The sequence below is a fragment of the Arminella tubonensis genome, assembly GCF_003240585.1.
GTDB classification, from domain to species: Bacteria; Pseudomonadota; Alphaproteobacteria; order Rhizobiales; family Rhizobiaceae; genus Rhizobium; species Rhizobium tubonense.
The window spans coordinates 218397-232817 of record NZ_PCDP01000001.1 but is presented as its reverse complement, the minus strand read 5'-3'; the positions used below and the strand labels follow the sequence as shown (position 1 = coordinate 232817).

At 58.6% G+C, this 14421-nt stretch carries 18 protein-coding genes and 1 tRNA gene; 10 read left to right on the top strand and 9 right to left on the bottom strand.

What is annotated here, in order from left to right; genetic code table 11:
- Window positions 1-123: 123 nt before the first annotated feature.
- The 3 genes from CPY51_RS01240 to CPY51_RS01230 all read left to right on the top strand — a co-directional run bounded on the left by CPY51_RS01240 (window position 124) and on the right by CPY51_RS01230 (window position 3484).
- On the top strand, window positions 124-1764 hold the full coding sequence (locus tag CPY51_RS01240) for an ATP-binding protein (RefSeq protein WP_111158232.1): 1641 nt from the start codon (window positions 124-126) through the stop codon (window positions 1762-1764).
- A gap of 258 nt (window positions 1765-2022) precedes the next feature.
- Window positions 2023-3135 (top strand): porin, encoded by a 1113-nt coding sequence (locus tag CPY51_RS01235; protein WP_111158231.1) that lies wholly within the window; start codon window positions 2023-2025, stop codon window positions 3133-3135.
- Window positions 3136-3298: 163 nt separating this feature from the next.
- Window positions 3299-3484 carry a hypothetical protein gene (locus CPY51_RS01230; protein WP_111158230.1) on the top strand — a complete coding sequence of 62 codons (186 nt, stop codon included), beginning with the start codon at window positions 3299-3301 and terminating at the stop codon, window positions 3482-3484.
- Between the two features lie 73 nt (window positions 3485-3557).
- On the opposite strand, the gene CPY51_RS01225 is transcribed toward CPY51_RS01230, so the two are convergent.
- A complete protein-coding gene (locus tag CPY51_RS01225) occupies window positions 3558-3743 on the bottom strand; it encodes a hypothetical protein (protein ID WP_111158229.1) in 186 nt (61 codons plus the stop codon).
- Between the two features lie 113 nt (window positions 3744-3856).
- Between CPY51_RS01225 and CPY51_RS01220 the strand changes: the two genes are divergently transcribed.
- Window positions 3857-4324 (top strand): YbaK/EbsC family protein, encoded by a 468-nt coding sequence (locus CPY51_RS01220; RefSeq protein ID WP_111158228.1) that lies wholly within the window; start codon window positions 3857-3859, stop codon window positions 4322-4324.
- A gap of 9 nt (window positions 4325-4333) precedes the next feature.
- On the opposite strand, the gene CPY51_RS01215 is transcribed toward CPY51_RS01220, so the two are convergent.
- Window positions 4334-4588 carry a hypothetical protein gene (locus CPY51_RS01215; RefSeq protein ID WP_111158227.1) on the bottom strand — a complete coding sequence of 85 codons (255 nt, stop codon included), beginning with the start codon at window positions 4586-4588 and terminating at the stop codon, window positions 4334-4336.
- A 236-nt stretch (window positions 4589-4824) separates the two neighbouring features.
- Between CPY51_RS01215 and CPY51_RS01210 the strand changes: the two genes are divergently transcribed.
- Both CPY51_RS01210 and CPY51_RS01205 read left to right on the top strand, forming a co-directional pair.
- Entirely contained in the window at window positions 4825-5175 is a 351-nt protein-coding gene (locus tag CPY51_RS01210) for a CAP-Gly domain protein (RefSeq protein ID WP_111158226.1), read from the top strand.
- Between the two features lie 135 nt (window positions 5176-5310).
- A complete protein-coding gene (locus CPY51_RS01205; RefSeq protein WP_111158225.1) occupies window positions 5311-5601 on the top strand; it encodes a hypothetical protein in 291 nt (96 codons plus the stop codon).
- Window positions 5602-5767: 166 nt separating this feature from the next.
- On the opposite strand, the gene CPY51_RS01200 is transcribed toward CPY51_RS01205, so the two are convergent.
- Window positions 5768-6211 carry a DUF3597 domain-containing protein gene (locus tag CPY51_RS01200; protein ID WP_111158224.1) on the bottom strand — a complete coding sequence of 148 codons (444 nt, stop codon included), beginning with the start codon at window positions 6209-6211 and terminating at the stop codon, window positions 5768-5770.
- A 347-nt stretch (window positions 6212-6558) separates the two neighbouring features.
- Here CPY51_RS01200 and CPY51_RS01195 point away from each other — a divergent pair.
- From CPY51_RS01195 to CPY51_RS01185, 3 genes are all read left to right on the top strand, one after another.
- Window positions 6559-6635: transfer RNA gene (locus CPY51_RS01195), tRNA-Pro, on the top strand.
- A gap of 321 nt (window positions 6636-6956) precedes the next feature.
- On the top strand, window positions 6957-7352 hold the full coding sequence (locus tag CPY51_RS01190; protein ID WP_111158223.1) for a DoxX family protein: 396 nt from the start codon (window positions 6957-6959) through the stop codon (window positions 7350-7352).
- A 335-nt stretch (window positions 7353-7687) separates the two neighbouring features.
- Window positions 7688-8014, top strand: coding sequence for a hypothetical protein (locus CPY51_RS01185; RefSeq protein ID WP_111158222.1), 327 nt, complete (start codon window positions 7688-7690; stop codon window positions 8012-8014).
- 90 nt (window positions 8015-8104) lie between these two features.
- On the opposite strand, the gene CPY51_RS01180 is transcribed toward CPY51_RS01185, so the two are convergent.
- The gene (locus CPY51_RS01180; protein WP_111158221.1) at window positions 8105-8500 is read right to left on the bottom strand and encodes a hypothetical protein; all 396 of its coding nucleotides are present in this window, start codon (window positions 8498-8500) and stop codon (window positions 8105-8107) included.
- Window positions 8501-8797: 297 nt separating this feature from the next.
- On the opposite strand from CPY51_RS01180, the gene CPY51_RS01175 reads away from it, so the two are divergent.
- Window positions 8798-9808, top strand: coding sequence for an extracellular catalytic domain type 1 short-chain-length polyhydroxyalkanoate depolymerase (locus CPY51_RS01175; RefSeq protein ID WP_111158220.1), 1011 nt, complete (start codon window positions 8798-8800; stop codon window positions 9806-9808).
- Window positions 9809-9833: 25 nt separating this feature from the next.
- On the opposite strand, the gene CPY51_RS32655 is transcribed toward CPY51_RS01175, so the two are convergent.
- The 5 genes from CPY51_RS32655 to CPY51_RS01150 all read right to left on the bottom strand — a co-directional run bounded on the left by CPY51_RS32655 (window position 9834) and on the right by CPY51_RS01150 (window position 14373).
- Complete coding sequence (locus CPY51_RS32655) at window positions 9834-9983, bottom strand: hypothetical protein (protein WP_195909384.1); 150 nt, start codon at window positions 9981-9983, stop codon at window positions 9834-9836.
- Window positions 9984-10074: 91 nt separating this feature from the next.
- On the bottom strand, window positions 10075-10365 hold the full coding sequence (locus CPY51_RS01165; protein ID WP_111158218.1) for a helix-turn-helix domain-containing protein: 291 nt from the start codon (window positions 10363-10365) through the stop codon (window positions 10075-10077).
- The gene (locus CPY51_RS01160; RefSeq protein ID WP_111158217.1) at window positions 10362-11564 is read right to left on the bottom strand and encodes a glycosyltransferase; all 1203 of its coding nucleotides are present in this window, start codon (window positions 11562-11564) and stop codon (window positions 10362-10364) included. The genes CPY51_RS01165 and CPY51_RS01160 overlap by 4 nt, the downstream gene beginning before the upstream one ends.
- Window positions 11561-12820: an O-antigen ligase family protein gene (locus CPY51_RS01155; RefSeq protein WP_111158216.1), complete on the bottom strand. Its 1260-nt coding sequence runs from the start codon at window positions 12818-12820 to the stop codon at window positions 11561-11563. The genes CPY51_RS01160 and CPY51_RS01155 overlap by 4 nt, the downstream gene beginning before the upstream one ends.
- The gene (locus tag CPY51_RS01150) at window positions 12817-14373 is read right to left on the bottom strand and encodes an undecaprenyl-phosphate glucose phosphotransferase (RefSeq protein ID WP_111158215.1); all 1557 of its coding nucleotides are present in this window, start codon (window positions 14371-14373) and stop codon (window positions 12817-12819) included. Before CPY51_RS01150 ends, CPY51_RS01155 begins: the two co-directional genes overlap by 4 nt.
- Between the last annotated feature and the right edge of the window lie 48 nt (window positions 14374-14421).

Here is a 14421-nt window from a genome sequence, read left to right as displayed (position 1 = left end):
CCGTCAAGCGGGCAACAACCGGTGCCGTGATTTGCAACCCTATCTTGCGCGGCCAATTGTGCTATGCAAAAGTTTGGCTTTGAATTTCAATTTACCAAGGGTTGTGCCGAGGAATTTTGCTGAATGGATTTGATCGCTGCGACCGATTCCCTGCGCCGGAACCCATGGTTGAGCTATCCCGTGGCGATCGCTGCAGTCGGCGTGACCCTGGCGATCCGATTCTCGATCGGTGAGGCTCTCAACGGATTTCCGTTTCTCACTTTTCTGCCCGCCATCCTGATCTCGAGCTTTCTGGGCGGGATGGGCCCGGGCATCGTTGCGGCCTGCCTGACAGGTTATCTTGTTCAGAAATATTTCCTGCCGCCCATCGGTTCCGTTTGGCCGGGGAGCATTGAGCAGTGGGTAGGGCTGAGCGTCTTCATTCTCAATGCGGTCGCGATGGTCGGCCTGATGTGCGTAATTCTCGCTTCCTATCGCAAGCTGGCCGAATTGCGGGCGCGACTTGCCGAATTCAATCATACGCTTGAAGGCATGGTGGAAGAGCGCACGGCCGCCTTGAAGAAGGAGGTCGCGGAGCACGAGGCTTCCCAGGCACAACTGCGCCAACTCCAGAAAATGGAAACGATCGGTCACCTGACAGGAGGCGTCGCCCATGACTTCAACAACATGCTGGCCATCATCATCGGGAGCATCAATCTCGCCGAACGCCGCCTTGTCGGCACCGAGGACCCTCGGCTTGTCGGCTCGCTGAAAAACGCCAAGGATGGCGCGCAGCGGGCAGCGGTCTTGACGGCGCGGCTCCTGGCATTTTCGCGACGCCAGCCTCTGGCTCCGGAGGCAATCGATGCCAACAAGCTCGTCGGAGGAATGTCGGAGCTCCTGCGCCGCTCGCTGAGCGAGAACGTGCGGATCGAGACGGTGCTGGCCGGCGGTCTCTGGTCGACATTTGCCGACCTCAGTCAGCTCGAAAACGCGATACTGAACCTTGCCGTCAATGCTCGTGACGCCATGCCCGACGGCGGCAACCTGACCATCGAAACTGCGAATGCCGAACTCGACGACCGCTATGCTCGCAAGCATACCGAGGTCGATGCGGGCCAGTACGTCATGATCAGCCTGACGGACACGGGGACCGGTATGCCGCCCGACGTGATCGAGCGCGCATTCGATCCCTTCTATACGACGAAGGAACCGGGGAAGGGCACCGGGCTCGGTCTCAGCCAAGTCTACGGTTACGTCAAGCAGAGTCGCGGCCACGTGGCGATCTATTCCGAGGTTGATCGCGGCACAGCGATCAAGATCTACCTGCCGCGCCACCTCGGCACTGCAAAGGATGGCAAGCTCGCGCTCGATGCGGCAGCGCCGATCCCGCAAGGCAGCAACAATGACATTGTTCTCGTGGTAGAAGACGACGAGGATGTCCGCCACATGACCGTCGATAGCCTCAAGGAGCTCGGCTATTTCGTTATCGCCGCAGCTAGCGGCAAGCAGGCGCTGGAACAGCTGGACCGTCAACCGCGAGTGGACCTGTTATTTACGGACATCGTCATGCAAGAGATGAATGGCCGCCAGCTGGCCGACATGGCCATCGCAAAAGCGCCGGGCATCAAGATTCTCTACACCACGGGCTATACCCGCAACGCCGTTGTACACAATGGCGTCCTGGACCATGGTGTGTCCCTGCTCGCCAAACCGTTCACGCTGGAGCAACTCGCCCATAAACTGCGGGAAGTTCTTGATGGCGCTACCCAGAGCAGGCGCTAAAATACCCAGTGAATCTGACGGCTTTGCACGGTCGAAAACGAGCGTGATGTTTTTGCAACAGCGGAGGCAAAGTGCGGCAGGCAAATTTAGTTCGCTTCACTTATTAACTTGTCAATTTTTGGAAGCGGGTCCAATTTCCGGCGCGAAGCCAAGGTGCTTCGTCTTATCCGTAAAGGATCATCAAATCGGGTCATGACTCGGCACGTCGTTTCCGAAGCGCAAAGCCCGCACCCGATAGATATTCAAATTGGAGCTATCATGAACATAAAGGGCCTTCTTTTCGGCTCTGCAGCGGCTTTGGCTGCTGCATCCGGTGCGCACGCAGCCGATGCTATCGTCGCGGCCGAACCGGAGCCGCTGCAATACGTTCGCATTTGTGATGCATACGGCAAGGGCTATTTCTATATCCCCGGTACGGAAACCTGCCTCAAGGTCGGCGGGAAGGTTCGTACCGAAGGCGAATGGTATGACGCATACGACGCGAAGAGCCACGTTGGAACGATGTGGCACGATCGAACCGAGCTCAACATCGATACCGCCACCGACACCGAATATGGTGCCCTGAAGACCAACACGATCTTCCGGTGGGAATGGAACGATGGGGGCAACACGAACTCGAAGCTTCTGTTCGCAAATATCAGCCTCGGCGGCTTTACGGTCGGCAAGCTCGACTCGCAGTACAATCTCTATGTCGGTTATGCCGGCAACGTCGCCAACGACGACGTCATCTACGACGGCCCGTATGAGCTTAACCAGCTGACCTACAACTACGATGCAGGCAATGGCTTCACAGCCGTGATCTCGCTGGAAGATTCCAATTCCAGCGGCAACGGCACGTACTTCGGCGACGCCAACCCGGCCGCCACTCATGACTGGGTCACTGCCAAGGGTGATCACTATGCGCCTGACGTTGTGGCCGGCGCCGGCTACACGGCAGGGACCTGGGGTATCAAGGTCATCGGCGGCTACGACTCTGTCGTCGAAGAGGGCGCAATCAAGGCCCGCCTCGATGCCAATTTCGGAGGCTTCAAAACCTTCTTCATGGCCGGCTGGAACACCGATGGCGACAAGTTGAACCAATATGCCGGCACCAACCTCAATTCGGATGGTGCGGCTTGCCCGGTCAACCGCGCGGATTGCGGTTGGGGCGATTGGGCGATCTGGACCGGCTTTACCGCGCCGATCAACGACAAGCTCTCAGCCAACGCGCAGTTCGCCTACACCGATACGAAGATCTTCGCCGCCACTGCGAACGTTCAATGGTATCCGGTCAAGAACCTGCTGATCCAACCGGAAGTGTCCTACACGGATTGGGACGCTGCCGACACCGATCAGTGGGCAGGCATCCTGCGGTTCGAGCGCAATTTCTGACCTGATCAGAGAGGGGCTCGGCTTCACGCCGGGCCTTTTTTGCGATCATCCGAACTGAGGCGATCAATCACGAAATATTAATTGCGGAACCGCATTCGCTTGCTTTGGTTATGCTTTCCGAGGTCGATGTCGGCCTCAGGTCAGCAACCCAAGGAGCACAGAAATGGCCCAACACGGCGGTTCTCACGAGCAGCACGGCAAGTCCGCTCAGCAAAAACACAAAAGTGCCGGCGACAAAAACCAGAAAAGCGCTGCATCGGGTGCGAGCGAGCAGACCATGGATAGCCGGGGCGCAAGCCGCGATCAGCAGTCCAAGCCAGGGCAGCAGAGCCACAAGAACAAGCACTGATGCCAACAGATCCTGTGTATCGGTAGGACCCGCGCCCACGAGTGCGGGTCGTCTTGCAAGCCGTAGTGGCTGACTATCTGAAGACGGTCGAACGGCGGGCATTCATGAGCAATTCGTGCTCGCCTGCGAATGGTCCGAACAGTGCAATCAGCTTGATTTCTTCTTCCTTGCTCAGACGATAGCGCCGCGCAAAATCCGCGACGCTCCAGATGCGACGATAAGTCGTCTCTTCAATATTGCTTTCAATATGTTTTGCCATAAAAAACACCGTTCCCAATCCGGTGTGAGAACGCGCGACCGGTGGAAAAGTTCCGACGGCTTCCGCTGCGCACCTCCCTTGCAGCATATGACGGGCTTGGCTAGTCTGCTCGCATGAGCTTGGAATCTGTTCGCGCCTTCTTTTCGTTGCGCGCCCCTGACATAGACATCATCGAGACGGCATCCAGCTCCGCAACTGTGGCGCTGGCAGCTGAAGCGCATGGGGTCGAGCCGGCGCAGATTGCGAAGACGATATGCGTCCGGGTCGGGGAAACGATTATGCTTGTCGTCACCAGCGGCGTCGCACGGCTCGACAATAAGAAATTCAGGGACGTCCTCGGCGGAAAGCCGCGGATGCTGGATGCGGAACAGGTCGTTGCTGCGACCGGCCATCCCGTCGGCGGCGTTTGCCCCTTCGGACTACCCTCGGAACTCCCCGTCTATTGCGACGTATCGCTGCGCTCCTTCAGCGAAGTCGTGCCGGCTGCCGGCGCGGTCAACGCCGCCGTCCGGGTTTCGCCGAACCGCATGGCGGAACTCGTCGGCGCAAGGTGGGTCGACGTCTGCCAATCGTTGGCGTGACGTGGTGATCTATCGCCAGTATCGTCGGCTGCTGTCGTCGCTGCTGGTACGTCCCAACAGGTAGCCTAGTCCGAAGGCGAGGGCACTTATCCCGATCAGCAAAGTTGACGCGGTATGCGGATGATCCGCCGCTACAGCGCTGACAGCACCAGCCTCGCTTTTTACCAATGCTGCAGCGCTCTTCGCCCGGCCTTTCAGCCCATCCTGCTTATCGAGAGGAGAGCCCGTAAAGCCGGCGTGAAGTGTCTTATCGTCTTTGGCCATGTGATTGCTCCTTTGACGCGAGGTAAACCGTTGAGCCCCGTATCGGTTCCCGACAGGTTCGCCTCGATCGAATGGCAGTTGCGACACGCCGATCGTGTGGCGGCGGCGATTGCTACTTCGGCTCCGACAAGGGAGGCAGTCACAGCGGTTCCACGGGGACGGCGCTACGGAATTGTTGACCTACGCACCCTATATGTAGCAATGACCGAGGACGAAGAGGACGCGAGGACTGCAGCATGAACGATTTCTACGTCGGCCAGAAGGTCGTCTGCATCGACGACAAGTTCAAGAATGTCAGCATCGACCAGATCATCCGCAAGGGGCAGATCTACACCATCCGGTGGGTGGGAATGTACAAGCACTATGTCGACGGCGAGTTCCTCGGCATCAAGGTCGAGGAAATCCATCGCGGCAATGATGACGGCCCGGAGGGCTACGGTGCTGCGGATATGCCATATCGTGCCAGCCGCTTCCGCCCACTGGTGGAGGACAAGATCAGTTCGCTGCGGAAACTCCTCGCCCCCAAGCCGGATGCTCCCGTAGAACCGGTACAGAAAACGCCTGTGAAGAAAAAAGAGAAAGTCTGATCTTTCGTGGCGGCAGCGAATTTCGCTGCCGCCACGCGCTATTTTTCGAGATTGGTCGACGTCGGCCCTTGATATCTGGAACCTTGACGGCGACCCCCACGTTTCGCGTTTGCGACCATTCACGGAGTACAGGACATGGATAAGCGATCCGCTTTCAAGATGGCAGCAATCATCGTTGCGCTCGGCACGACGACAGCTGCAGCGCCCGCCTGGGCAATTACGATGCCGGATTTGGCCGCTCCGACACGCTGGGACATTTTGAACGTCAACGACCATCACCACAATTGTCACAGGCGCGGCCATCAGGCGCACGGCTCCGACGATTACTACAGCGATGACGACGCCAACGGCACGTTGTTCAAATCCTTCGTCATGGGCGATCTGTTCGGTTCTCACAAAACGGATAAGAACCGCACGGCTGACTAGACAGGCAGAATCCAATTTTCAGACTTTGCAATCCGTAGAGCAGGTAGGGCCGCCGATGATAACCGGCGACCCGTGTTTTTCTGGTGATCTGATTGGCCGGCGAGCAATTCACCGAAGACAAGCCCGCTACCGGCCGCAAGCACCCGAGTCAGTCATGTCGCTTGGCTCAATCCATCAGGTCCGCCGGGACTTTGCCTCCGTTTTCGGCCAGCTTCTTCAATAGCGCCTTATGCAGCCACACGTTCATTGCCGCAGAATCGTGCGTATCGCCTGTATAATGAAGCTCGGCTGCAAGTTCCTTGCGCTCGGCAAGCGTCGCGTCCATTTTGAGAGCCTTCATCAGGTCGACGATGGAATGGCGCCAATCCAGCTTTTGTCCGCTCGCTGCGACAGCCTGATCGAGAATGGCGGTTACATCGACACTCGCCGCCACAGGTGACGCGGCCGGAGCAGCGGCGCTCGATGACGGTGTCGAAGCTGTAGACGTCGTTGCCGGCGTGCTTTGAGCGCTGGCCGCGGTCGGAGCCGCAGCACCAGTCGTTGGAGCGGCTTGCGCCGCGCTTGCCGGACCGCCGAAGATCGCATGCTTGATCTTGTCGAAAATTCCCATGATAGGCTTCCTTTCCTTTGAACCATCCCCAGCGACGCCATCAAACGGAGACTTGTCCCCTCAACGTCGCTATTTGAACAATGTGGGCCAACCTGAGACATTGCCAATAGGCAAGCGGTGGGAAAGATCGATAAAAGTTGTGACAGGAGAGAAAAACACGGAATAAGTTTGCCGTCTGCTCCCTTCGGCGTTCGCAGCGACGGCCCCCCGCGCTGCGTCTCGAAGTAAAAGGCCTGCATTCAAGTGTCAGCCGGTTGGTACTCTATCCATATTTATTCCGACTTTGCATTTTTCGCTTGCGCTCCCAAACCCAAAATACTAATGCCATCAAGCCGTTTTCGGCAGGTCGGGGCGTAGCGCAGCCCGGTAGCGCACTTGACTGGGGGTCAAGGGGTCGCAGGTTCAAATCCTGTCGCCCCGACCAACGAAATCAATAGTTTAGCGATAATTGGCCCAATCCCCCAGATAGCCAATCGCAATCCTGCCTCGGCGGGCGACTGAAATCATCGAAGACAACGAGCCGCATCTGACAACCTCGCTGAATTGCTCGGTTGCTAGGGCTGCTTCGGGTCGAAATCAACGAGACGATGGCTCTCCTCCATGCGGCCGCACCCGTAGTCTCGATCAGTTGGCGCTATTGCTTGATAGAAAAGGCGAAGGTCACCGCCAGTTGACTCGGTGCGGCACTGCGTTTCATTTGGCGTGTGTTTGTGGACGTCAGTGGCTGATTTGCGGAGGATGATAAATGGCTGAGATTGCTGTCGAACGGAACGTCTCCTGGGTGGGATGGGCTCTTACCGGGGTTGTTGCGCTGGCGCTGTTTGCCGACGCCGCCATCGACCTGTTGTCGCCCGGCACGATGAGCGCCGAAATGGAACTCACCGGCTTTCCGCCGAGCCAGGCGCCGCTTCTTGGTATCATCATCCTCGTTTGCGCCTTGCTCTACATCTTCCCACGCACGGCAGTCCTCGGCGCGATCCTGACGACCGGCTTTCTCGGAGGCGCCATCTGCACGCATTTCCGGCTCGGAGAAATCGGCACGCCGCCGCAACTGATTTGCTTGGCTCTCGGCGTGATGACGTGGGGTGGCCTATATCTGCGCGACCCGAGAATTAGGGCCCTGCTGCCGTTCACGTCCTAAAACCGCCACTGGCCAGGCGCGAAATATGTGAAGCGCCGACCAGGACGAACAGCGCGGTCTCTATCGGCCGCGATCACTATCCTATTGCCAGGAACCATCGCGGCAGATGAGCATTCCATCCGTCGCGAACCAAATCTGTATCGTACCGAGACAAGGAAATGAGGATTCCGTGCCACTTTCAGCAAGTGCAATCTCGCTCTGACACAGAGCGGCGCCGCAGTGGCGAAGTATAAAAGGCTAATTACAATCGGGTGCAAAAAAGACGTTTACTTTTGCTTAACCTAACGTAAAGTAGCTAAGCCTAACGTAAGGCGAGTTGTGTCAGGAGTATGCGTATGCTTTCCGAGTTTATTGGAGTACTATTCAACGCTGCCGCCGATGTTCAGGGTACGCCGACCGACAAAAGAAGATTTCTCGTCCGTCGCGCTGCCGTCATGATCGGAGAATTGTCAGATGCGGCCGCTCTCAGTCATATCGAGCGTTTTGCAGTGCCGACATCTTTGGCGGCAAGCAAGCTGGGAAGTCTGGCCGACGGAATGTCCAGCGCCCCGGACCACGAAACTGCAGCCATTCTTCTCGATGCTGCATTTGTTCTGCGGAAGATGAATACTGATCTTAACAAGCACGCTCCGGAAGAACGTTATTTCGCCAAGAGTGCTTAGCGCACTGCGCCGACGTCTGCTGGATCGATCGGAACAGCCGGCGACAGCCAGGCAAATCCAGGCTGTGCCCGCGGCCGGGGATAAGCTGTTTCAATTGGGCTGCTTCGTCGCCGGCTTGAGCTTGATCGCCATGGTGATCTGGCCACGCACGGTTAGGTTCGGGCTGCGGCCCTCGAAATTTTGTACATCCGCGTTGCTGGATAGGCTCTTGATCTCGCAACTGTCGGCAACGGTGGCCAATAGGGTCGTGCAATAGCTGCCCGCAATCCGATAGAACGTCTTGGCCGCTTCAGTCTGTTCCTGCCCATAGTCGTTCACATCTTTGAGTGGAACGTTGAACGACAAGCCCGCCTGGACCGATATATAGCCTTCCGGCAGCTGACCGTTGTTGCGCAGGGGCAGATTTTGAAAGCTCTGCGCTGACGCTGCGATAGTGGAACAAAACAACAGCGCACTCGTCGCGGCGACAATGCTAACTCTCTTCACAGGTAACCCTCCGTGTCGTCAATGTATGCCATGTTCCGCTGAACCTATTATTATTATTGCATAACCTAAAATTGTATTTTAATGCGGAATTTGGTGGCTCGAAGCCTTCGTCACAAGCTTTGCGGTCACTGCCGCTATCATTGGCGACGGCTAATCCTATTTATGCATGTTCGCGGGCTTTCTATTGCCCTATTGATGCTGCAGTGCACAAATACAGTTGTGGTCCGAGGGATCTCCTTCGGGGAGGTGCGGCCGAGGCAGTCGAGCTGCGCCCATTCTCAAAGGATATCGTCTTTCATGCGTTTGAAAATTCCGAGGCGGTTGACCCGTCTTCTTGTCGACCCCACCCAGTTTCAAAAGTTCGTCTTTCCAGGCCTGATTCCTCCGGCCAAGGCAAAACCGCGCACGGCGGCGCAGCGCCTTGCAGAGGTGACCGGTTTCGGGCGCAATCCGGGCAATCTCCGCATGCTGGAATATGTGCCGGAAAAGGTAGTCGGGGCCATGCCCCTCGTCGTCGTATTGCACGGGTGCACGCAGAACGCAGCGGATTTCGACCGGGCGGCCGGTTGGACGTCCCTGGCGCGTGCCAATGGCTTCGCCGTTCTCTATCCAGAGCAGAAGCCCTCCAACAATGCCAATCTGTGTTTCAACTGGTTTCGCCCCAGCGCCGTTGCGCGTGATCGCGGCGAGACCGGATCCATCCATGAAATGATCGAGTTCGTGTCCCAGCGGCACGCGATCGATGCGAACCGGATTTTCGTGGTCGGGCTCTCGGCCGGCGGCGCCATGGCATCGGCTTTGCTTGCCACATATCCGGAGCTCTTCAACGCGGGCGCAATCGTTGCCGGCCTGCCATTCGGAGCGGCACGTGATGCCATGTCCGCGATGTCCGCAATGAACAATGCCCCTGGCCGCACACCTCAGGAGTGGGCGGAATTTGTGAAGCAGGTCTCTCCCGAAGCTCCGAGGTTTCCGGCCGTTTCGATCTGGCACGGAAACGCTGATCGGGTGGTGTCGAGCAGCAATGCCGATGCGTCGGTGTCGCAGTGGCTTGGCGTTCACGGGTTGAAGAAGACGGCGAAGCCGAAGAAGCAGAACTTCGACGGCGGAAATCGCCAGCAGTGGCTGGATGCCAACGGGGTGCCGATCGTCGAACTGGTGGTATTGGATGGATTTGGCCACGGCATGCCGGTAGGGCAACCTACAAAAGCAAAGCGCCCCGCCAACGAGACGGAGCGCTTTATGTTGCCGGCGGCGCTTTCCGCGGCCGAAGAGCTCATCAAATCCTGGAAACTCGGCCGGCTCTAGGGGTCGGTTTCGGAGTGTCTGACGGCTAGTTCTGCTGTACGGAGACACCGTTCTTGTCGATATTCATCTGTATGCCATCGGGCTTCTTTTCCTCACGATAGAGGTAGGTGCCAAGACCGATGACGACAACCACGAGTGCGCCGATGATGAGATATAGTCCGCTTGAACGATTCAATGATTGTCCCCTGACAAGATGATGATTCCGCAACGGAAACGCGCTCAAGGCGTTTTCGTTCCAGGGCTCGTTGCAATTTTTGCTTGCGGGTTCAGTCGTCGTTCGTGGCGTTCAGGTTTTCAGGCCGGATGCCCTCTTCCTCGTCCCACGACTTCATGCGTACGCCTGGTCCGCCCGAATCCTGGCTGCCACTCGGCAGGAACAGGATGCCACGCGCCTCGAGGGCGGCGCGAACGGCCGTAATCGCCTTGGCATCGGCGGATGCAATATCGCTTTCGATGGTTTGGATGGAGGCGACCGGCAGCTTGCTGTCAGCCGCCAAGTCTTCCGTGCTTAACCCGACCATGGCGCGCGCGCCACGTATTTGTGCTGCTGTTATCATGCCTGAAATTCTAGGGCTCTTTCGGACTTTCGCAAGAGGGCAGGCACATGATAGCCAAGCAGATCGAAATAGATTTCCTCTGTCTGATCGGCCATGCCGGCAATCGTGTAACGATCCTTGCGACGTCGCGCTTCGGCAGTAAACGACTGCAGTCTTTCCGCGTTGGCAAAGTCGAGCATCGCATCGGCGAGAGGTGAGGGATCGTCCGTATTGGCGATCATCAGTCCATTCCTGCCGGGATCGAGAACCATGCGGGCGCCACCGACATCGGTGAGTAGCAGCGGTTTACCGCCAGCCGCGGCTTCCAGCATCACATAGGACATGGCTTCATAGCGGCTCGGCATGACGACGACGTCGAACGCGTCTATTGCCGCGGGGCCCGGGATGTCGCTTCGAAGTTGGGCGCGACCCGTCAGCCCGGCCGCCATGATCCGCGCTTCGATGTCGGCGGCCATCTCGCCGGTGCCGATCATCAAGAGACGCGCGTTCGGCAGTCTGGCGGCGATCCGTGAAAAGGCATCGACAATGCGCTCGGGTGCCTTCTGCCTCGTCAGGCGTCCAACGAAGCCGAAGAGGAGGGCATCGGTGGGAATGCCGTAGCGCGCCCGGATCGCGGCGCGCTGGCCAACAGGAGGCGACGCGACGCCGTTGACGACAACGCGAAGCCGCTGCTCCGGGATGCCGATCGACAAGGCGTGGTTATATTCATCGCGGGAAACACAGATGACGCGATCGGAGAAATGGGTGCCGAGCAATCGCTCGATGCCGCCGAAGATCACCCGGCCCTTCGATCCAAGCGTCGGGTCCATCGTTCGGAACGCGTGTGGGGTGTAGATCACCGGCGTATGCGGGCCCGGCAGGCGCAGACGGGTGAGGGCGCCGGCCTTCGAGCTGTGGCCGTGGATAAGGTCGAAGGGTCCATGCGCGAGCGCAATGCGCCTGATCTGCCGCCACGCCGAAATGTCGGAAAGCCCCGGTGATCGCTGCATGTCGACCGGGTGCACGGCATCCAGACCTAATCCTTCGAGCTCGGCGACAAAGCGGTCCTCGGCGCGAACGGGGGAATAGACGGCGGTCACTGAGTGGCCGCGGTGCTGCATCGCCCGGCAGAGATCGAGAAAGTGGCGGCCGGAGCCGCCGCCGCTCGGCTCGAGGACCTGGAGCAGCGACAGCCGCCTGAGGCGGATATTGACGTTCATCTGGCAATTTCCCCCCGCGCGAGACGGTACTGGTAGCGCTGTTCCAGCGCGCCGCAGCCCCAGACGATGCCGATCAGCATGTAGAGATGTCGCCAGTGGTCGGTATCGATGACGTTGCCGATGCCGACATGGCCGAGGATGACGATCCAGGCGATCATCAGGAAGGGCTGCCAGGGACGCTCCTTCAGGAGGTTGCGGAAGCCGATATAGATGGTCCAGCAGATCATGCTGACCCAGCAGGTGAAGCCGAGCCAGCCGTAAGTGGTCAGCGTCTTCAGCCAGATATTGTGCTCGTCCTCGCGGAAGAGCGTGCTGAAGACCAGTGGTCCGATACCGAGCGGCCGTTCCATCGACAGCATGAAGCCGATCCGGTGACGTTCGAAGCGTCCGAGGTGACCGCCGTCATAGTCCTGCACGAGCTGCGTCCGGGTCGAGAACAGGTCGCTCACCTGATGGAATTGCAGCGCGATGATCAGTCCGACGACCATCAGCAGGATGGCGGCCAAAGACATGACCAGGATGCGCAGCCGAAACGTGTTGCTGCGATGTTTGAGCAGCATGAAGAAGATCAGCGCGACGGCCGAAAAGCCGAATAGGCCCCACGCAGCACGCGAGAACGACAGGAAGATGCCCAAGGCGAGGACGGAAAGCCCCAGCGCCTTCAGCGGCGCCTTCTTGATATCCCCGATCAGAATCCCGTGAATGAGGTAAAGCGTCGGAGCGACCAGGTAGGGGCCGAAGACGTTGGGATCCTGGAATGCACCCATGGCGCGGTCATAGCGCGTGAAGATGCCGAAGCCCGGAAAGGCATGGAAATAGCCAAGGATACCAAGGCTTGCGGTGATGATGGCAGCGATGACCCAGGTATTGAAGATCAGCTTTAGCCGGTTCGCGTTGTCCTCGATGATGGCCGCGTAGAACACGGCGCTCAGCGCCAGGAAAGTGGAAACCGCGACGTAGATCGGCCCGTCGAGATGGCCGCCACCGAGATCGCGCATCTGGGTCAGCGACAGCATGCCGCCAACGTTGAAGGTCAAGAATAGCGCCAAAAGCGGCGCGACGCTGCGCGAAATCCTGAGGCCCAGGATGAACCAGAGACCGATGATGAGCGCAAGCCACAGCTCATAGGGCGCCGGCTCCGCTATCACGAAACCAGAGAGGAAGACGCCGAGTGCGACACAGGCCGTGCCGGCAAGACGCAGCGTGGCCAGCTGCGGTTGCGTGACCCTCGCATTGCTGGGTGCGATCGCGCTCAATATGCATTTTCCGTGTTGAGAAGGCGGAATGGGGTGAGGAACAAAATCTTCAGGTCAAACAGCAGCGACCAGTTCTCGATGTAGTAAAGGTCATAGGCGGTCCGGAATTTGATCTTGTCGTCATTGTCGATCTCGCCGCGCCACCCGTTGATTTGAGCCCAGCCGGTAACGCCGGGCTTCACGCGATGGCGGGCAAAGTAGCCTTCGACGACATCGCTGTAGGTACGGCTCTGGGTCTGCGCCAGCACGGCATGCGGCCGTGGGCCGACAAGCGACAGGTCGCCGAGCAGGACGTTGAACAGCTGTGGCAACTCATCGATCGAGGACTTGCGAAGGAAGCGGCCGAGCGGGGTCACGCGCGGATCGTTCTTGGTCACGGCGTTGCGCGCCGTCGGGTCGGACATCTCGGTGTACATCGAGCGGAATTTGAAGATATTGATGATCTCGTTGTTGAAGCCGTGGCGCTTCTGCATGAAGAACACCGGCCCCTTGGAGGTCGCCTTGACCGCGATGGCCGCGCCGACCATCACCGGCCAGAGCAGAACTAGCGCAAGCACGCTGAAGGCGATGTCGAAGATCCGCTTGGCGACGGAATCCCAATCACGGATCGGCTTGTTGAATATGTCGAGCATGGGCACGGCGCCGACATGCGAATAGGCGCGGGGACGGAAGCGCAGCTTGTTGGCGTGTGCCGCGAGGCGGATGTCAACGGGCAGCACCCAGAGTTTCTTCAAAAGCTGAAGTATACGGGCCTCGGCGCTCATGGGCAGCGCGATGATCAGCATGTCGATGCGCGTCAGCCGGGCGAACTCGACGAGTTCGGCCACCGTGCCGAGCTTCGGATAGCCGGCGACCACGACGGGCGAGCGCTTCTCGCCCCGATCGTCGAAGATACCGCAAATGCGGATATCGTTATCGGTTTGATTTTCGAGCGCCCGGATCAATTCCTTCCCGGCCTGACCGCCGCCGACGATCACCGCGCGTCTTTCCATCACGCCGTTTCGCGCCCAGTGGCGGATGCCGACGGCAAAGAGAATTCGTTCGATCAGAAGAAAGGCCGCGCCGACCAGAAACCAGGCGGTAATCAGGCGCAAGGAGTAGATATGATCGGCCCCCAGCAGCGCGGTGATTGCCGCAAGCGCGGCAAGCGGAACCGCCCAGGACATCAGGATGCGCGGCAGAAACCGCATCCGCGCACGCAGGGCAGGCAGCCTGTAGCCCTCGCCGATTTGAAGGATAGCGATCGTCAGCGCCGAAACCGTTGATGCGACAGTTGCCTGCACCAGAAAGAGTTTCGTCCCGAAGCCCATGTGGAGGTGAAAGACAGCGATGCCGATGACCAGCAGGGACAGGAATTCGAAGAGGCGAAATTGGCCGATAATCATCGTCGGCGTATAATTGCCTTCGCGAAGCTGATCGGCGATCTGACGAGCGAAAGAGTTGATGCCGCTGTCTTGCTCAACCTTTTCGCCTGCCTCGCGAGCCCGGACTTGCGCGACCTGCTTGCGGAGATTTTCGAGGTCGAACTGCTCGCGCTTCTCGATTTTAGTCATCGATTTTTCACCTGGTCATTGCCCAGGCGAAGCTCTAGCAAAAGGCCC

What these genes read in the sequence shown, in the direction of transcription:
- CPY51_RS01240 (WP_111158232.1), top strand. Translation starts at nt 124, where the DNA reads ATGGATTTGATCGCTGCGACCGATTCCCTGCGCCGGAACCCATGGTTG.
- CPY51_RS01235 (WP_111158231.1), top strand. Translation starts at nt 2,023, where the DNA reads ATGAACATAAAGGGCCTTCTTTTCGGCTCTGCAGCGGCTTTGGCTGCT.
- CPY51_RS01230 (WP_111158230.1), top strand. Translation starts at nt 3,299, where the DNA reads ATGGCCCAACACGGCGGTTCTCACGAGCAGCACGGCAAGTCCGCTCAG.
- CPY51_RS01225 (WP_111158229.1), bottom strand. Translation starts at nt 3,743, where the DNA reads ATGGCAAAACATATTGAAAGCAATATTGAAGAGACGACTTATCGTCGC.
- CPY51_RS01220 (WP_111158228.1), top strand. Translation starts at nt 3,857, where the DNA reads ATGAGCTTGGAATCTGTTCGCGCCTTCTTTTCGTTGCGCGCCCCTGAC.
- CPY51_RS01215 (WP_111158227.1), bottom strand. Translation starts at nt 4,588, where the DNA reads ATGGCCAAAGACGATAAGACACTTCACGCCGGCTTTACGGGCTCTCCT.
- CPY51_RS01210 (WP_111158226.1), top strand. Translation starts at nt 4,825, where the DNA reads ATGAACGATTTCTACGTCGGCCAGAAGGTCGTCTGCATCGACGACAAG.
- CPY51_RS01205 (WP_111158225.1), top strand. Translation starts at nt 5,311, where the DNA reads ATGGATAAGCGATCCGCTTTCAAGATGGCAGCAATCATCGTTGCGCTC.
- CPY51_RS01200 (WP_111158224.1), bottom strand. Translation starts at nt 6,211, where the DNA reads ATGGGAATTTTCGACAAGATCAAGCATGCGATCTTCGGCGGTCCGGCA.
- CPY51_RS01190 (WP_111158223.1), top strand. Translation starts at nt 6,957, where the DNA reads ATGGCTGAGATTGCTGTCGAACGGAACGTCTCCTGGGTGGGATGGGCT.
- CPY51_RS01185 (WP_111158222.1), top strand. Translation starts at nt 7,688, where the DNA reads ATGCTTTCCGAGTTTATTGGAGTACTATTCAACGCTGCCGCCGATGTT.
- CPY51_RS01175 (WP_111158220.1), top strand. Translation starts at nt 8,798, where the DNA reads ATGCGTTTGAAAATTCCGAGGCGGTTGACCCGTCTTCTTGTCGACCCC.
- CPY51_RS01165 (WP_111158218.1), bottom strand. Translation starts at nt 10,365, where the DNA reads ATGATAACAGCAGCACAAATACGTGGCGCGCGCGCCATGGTCGGGTTA.
- CPY51_RS01160 (WP_111158217.1), bottom strand. Translation starts at nt 11,564, where the DNA reads ATGAACGTCAATATCCGCCTCAGGCGGCTGTCGCTGCTCCAGGTCCTC.
- CPY51_RS01150 (WP_111158215.1), bottom strand. Translation starts at nt 14,373, where the DNA reads ATGACTAAAATCGAGAAGCGCGAGCAGTTCGACCTCGAAAATCTCCGC.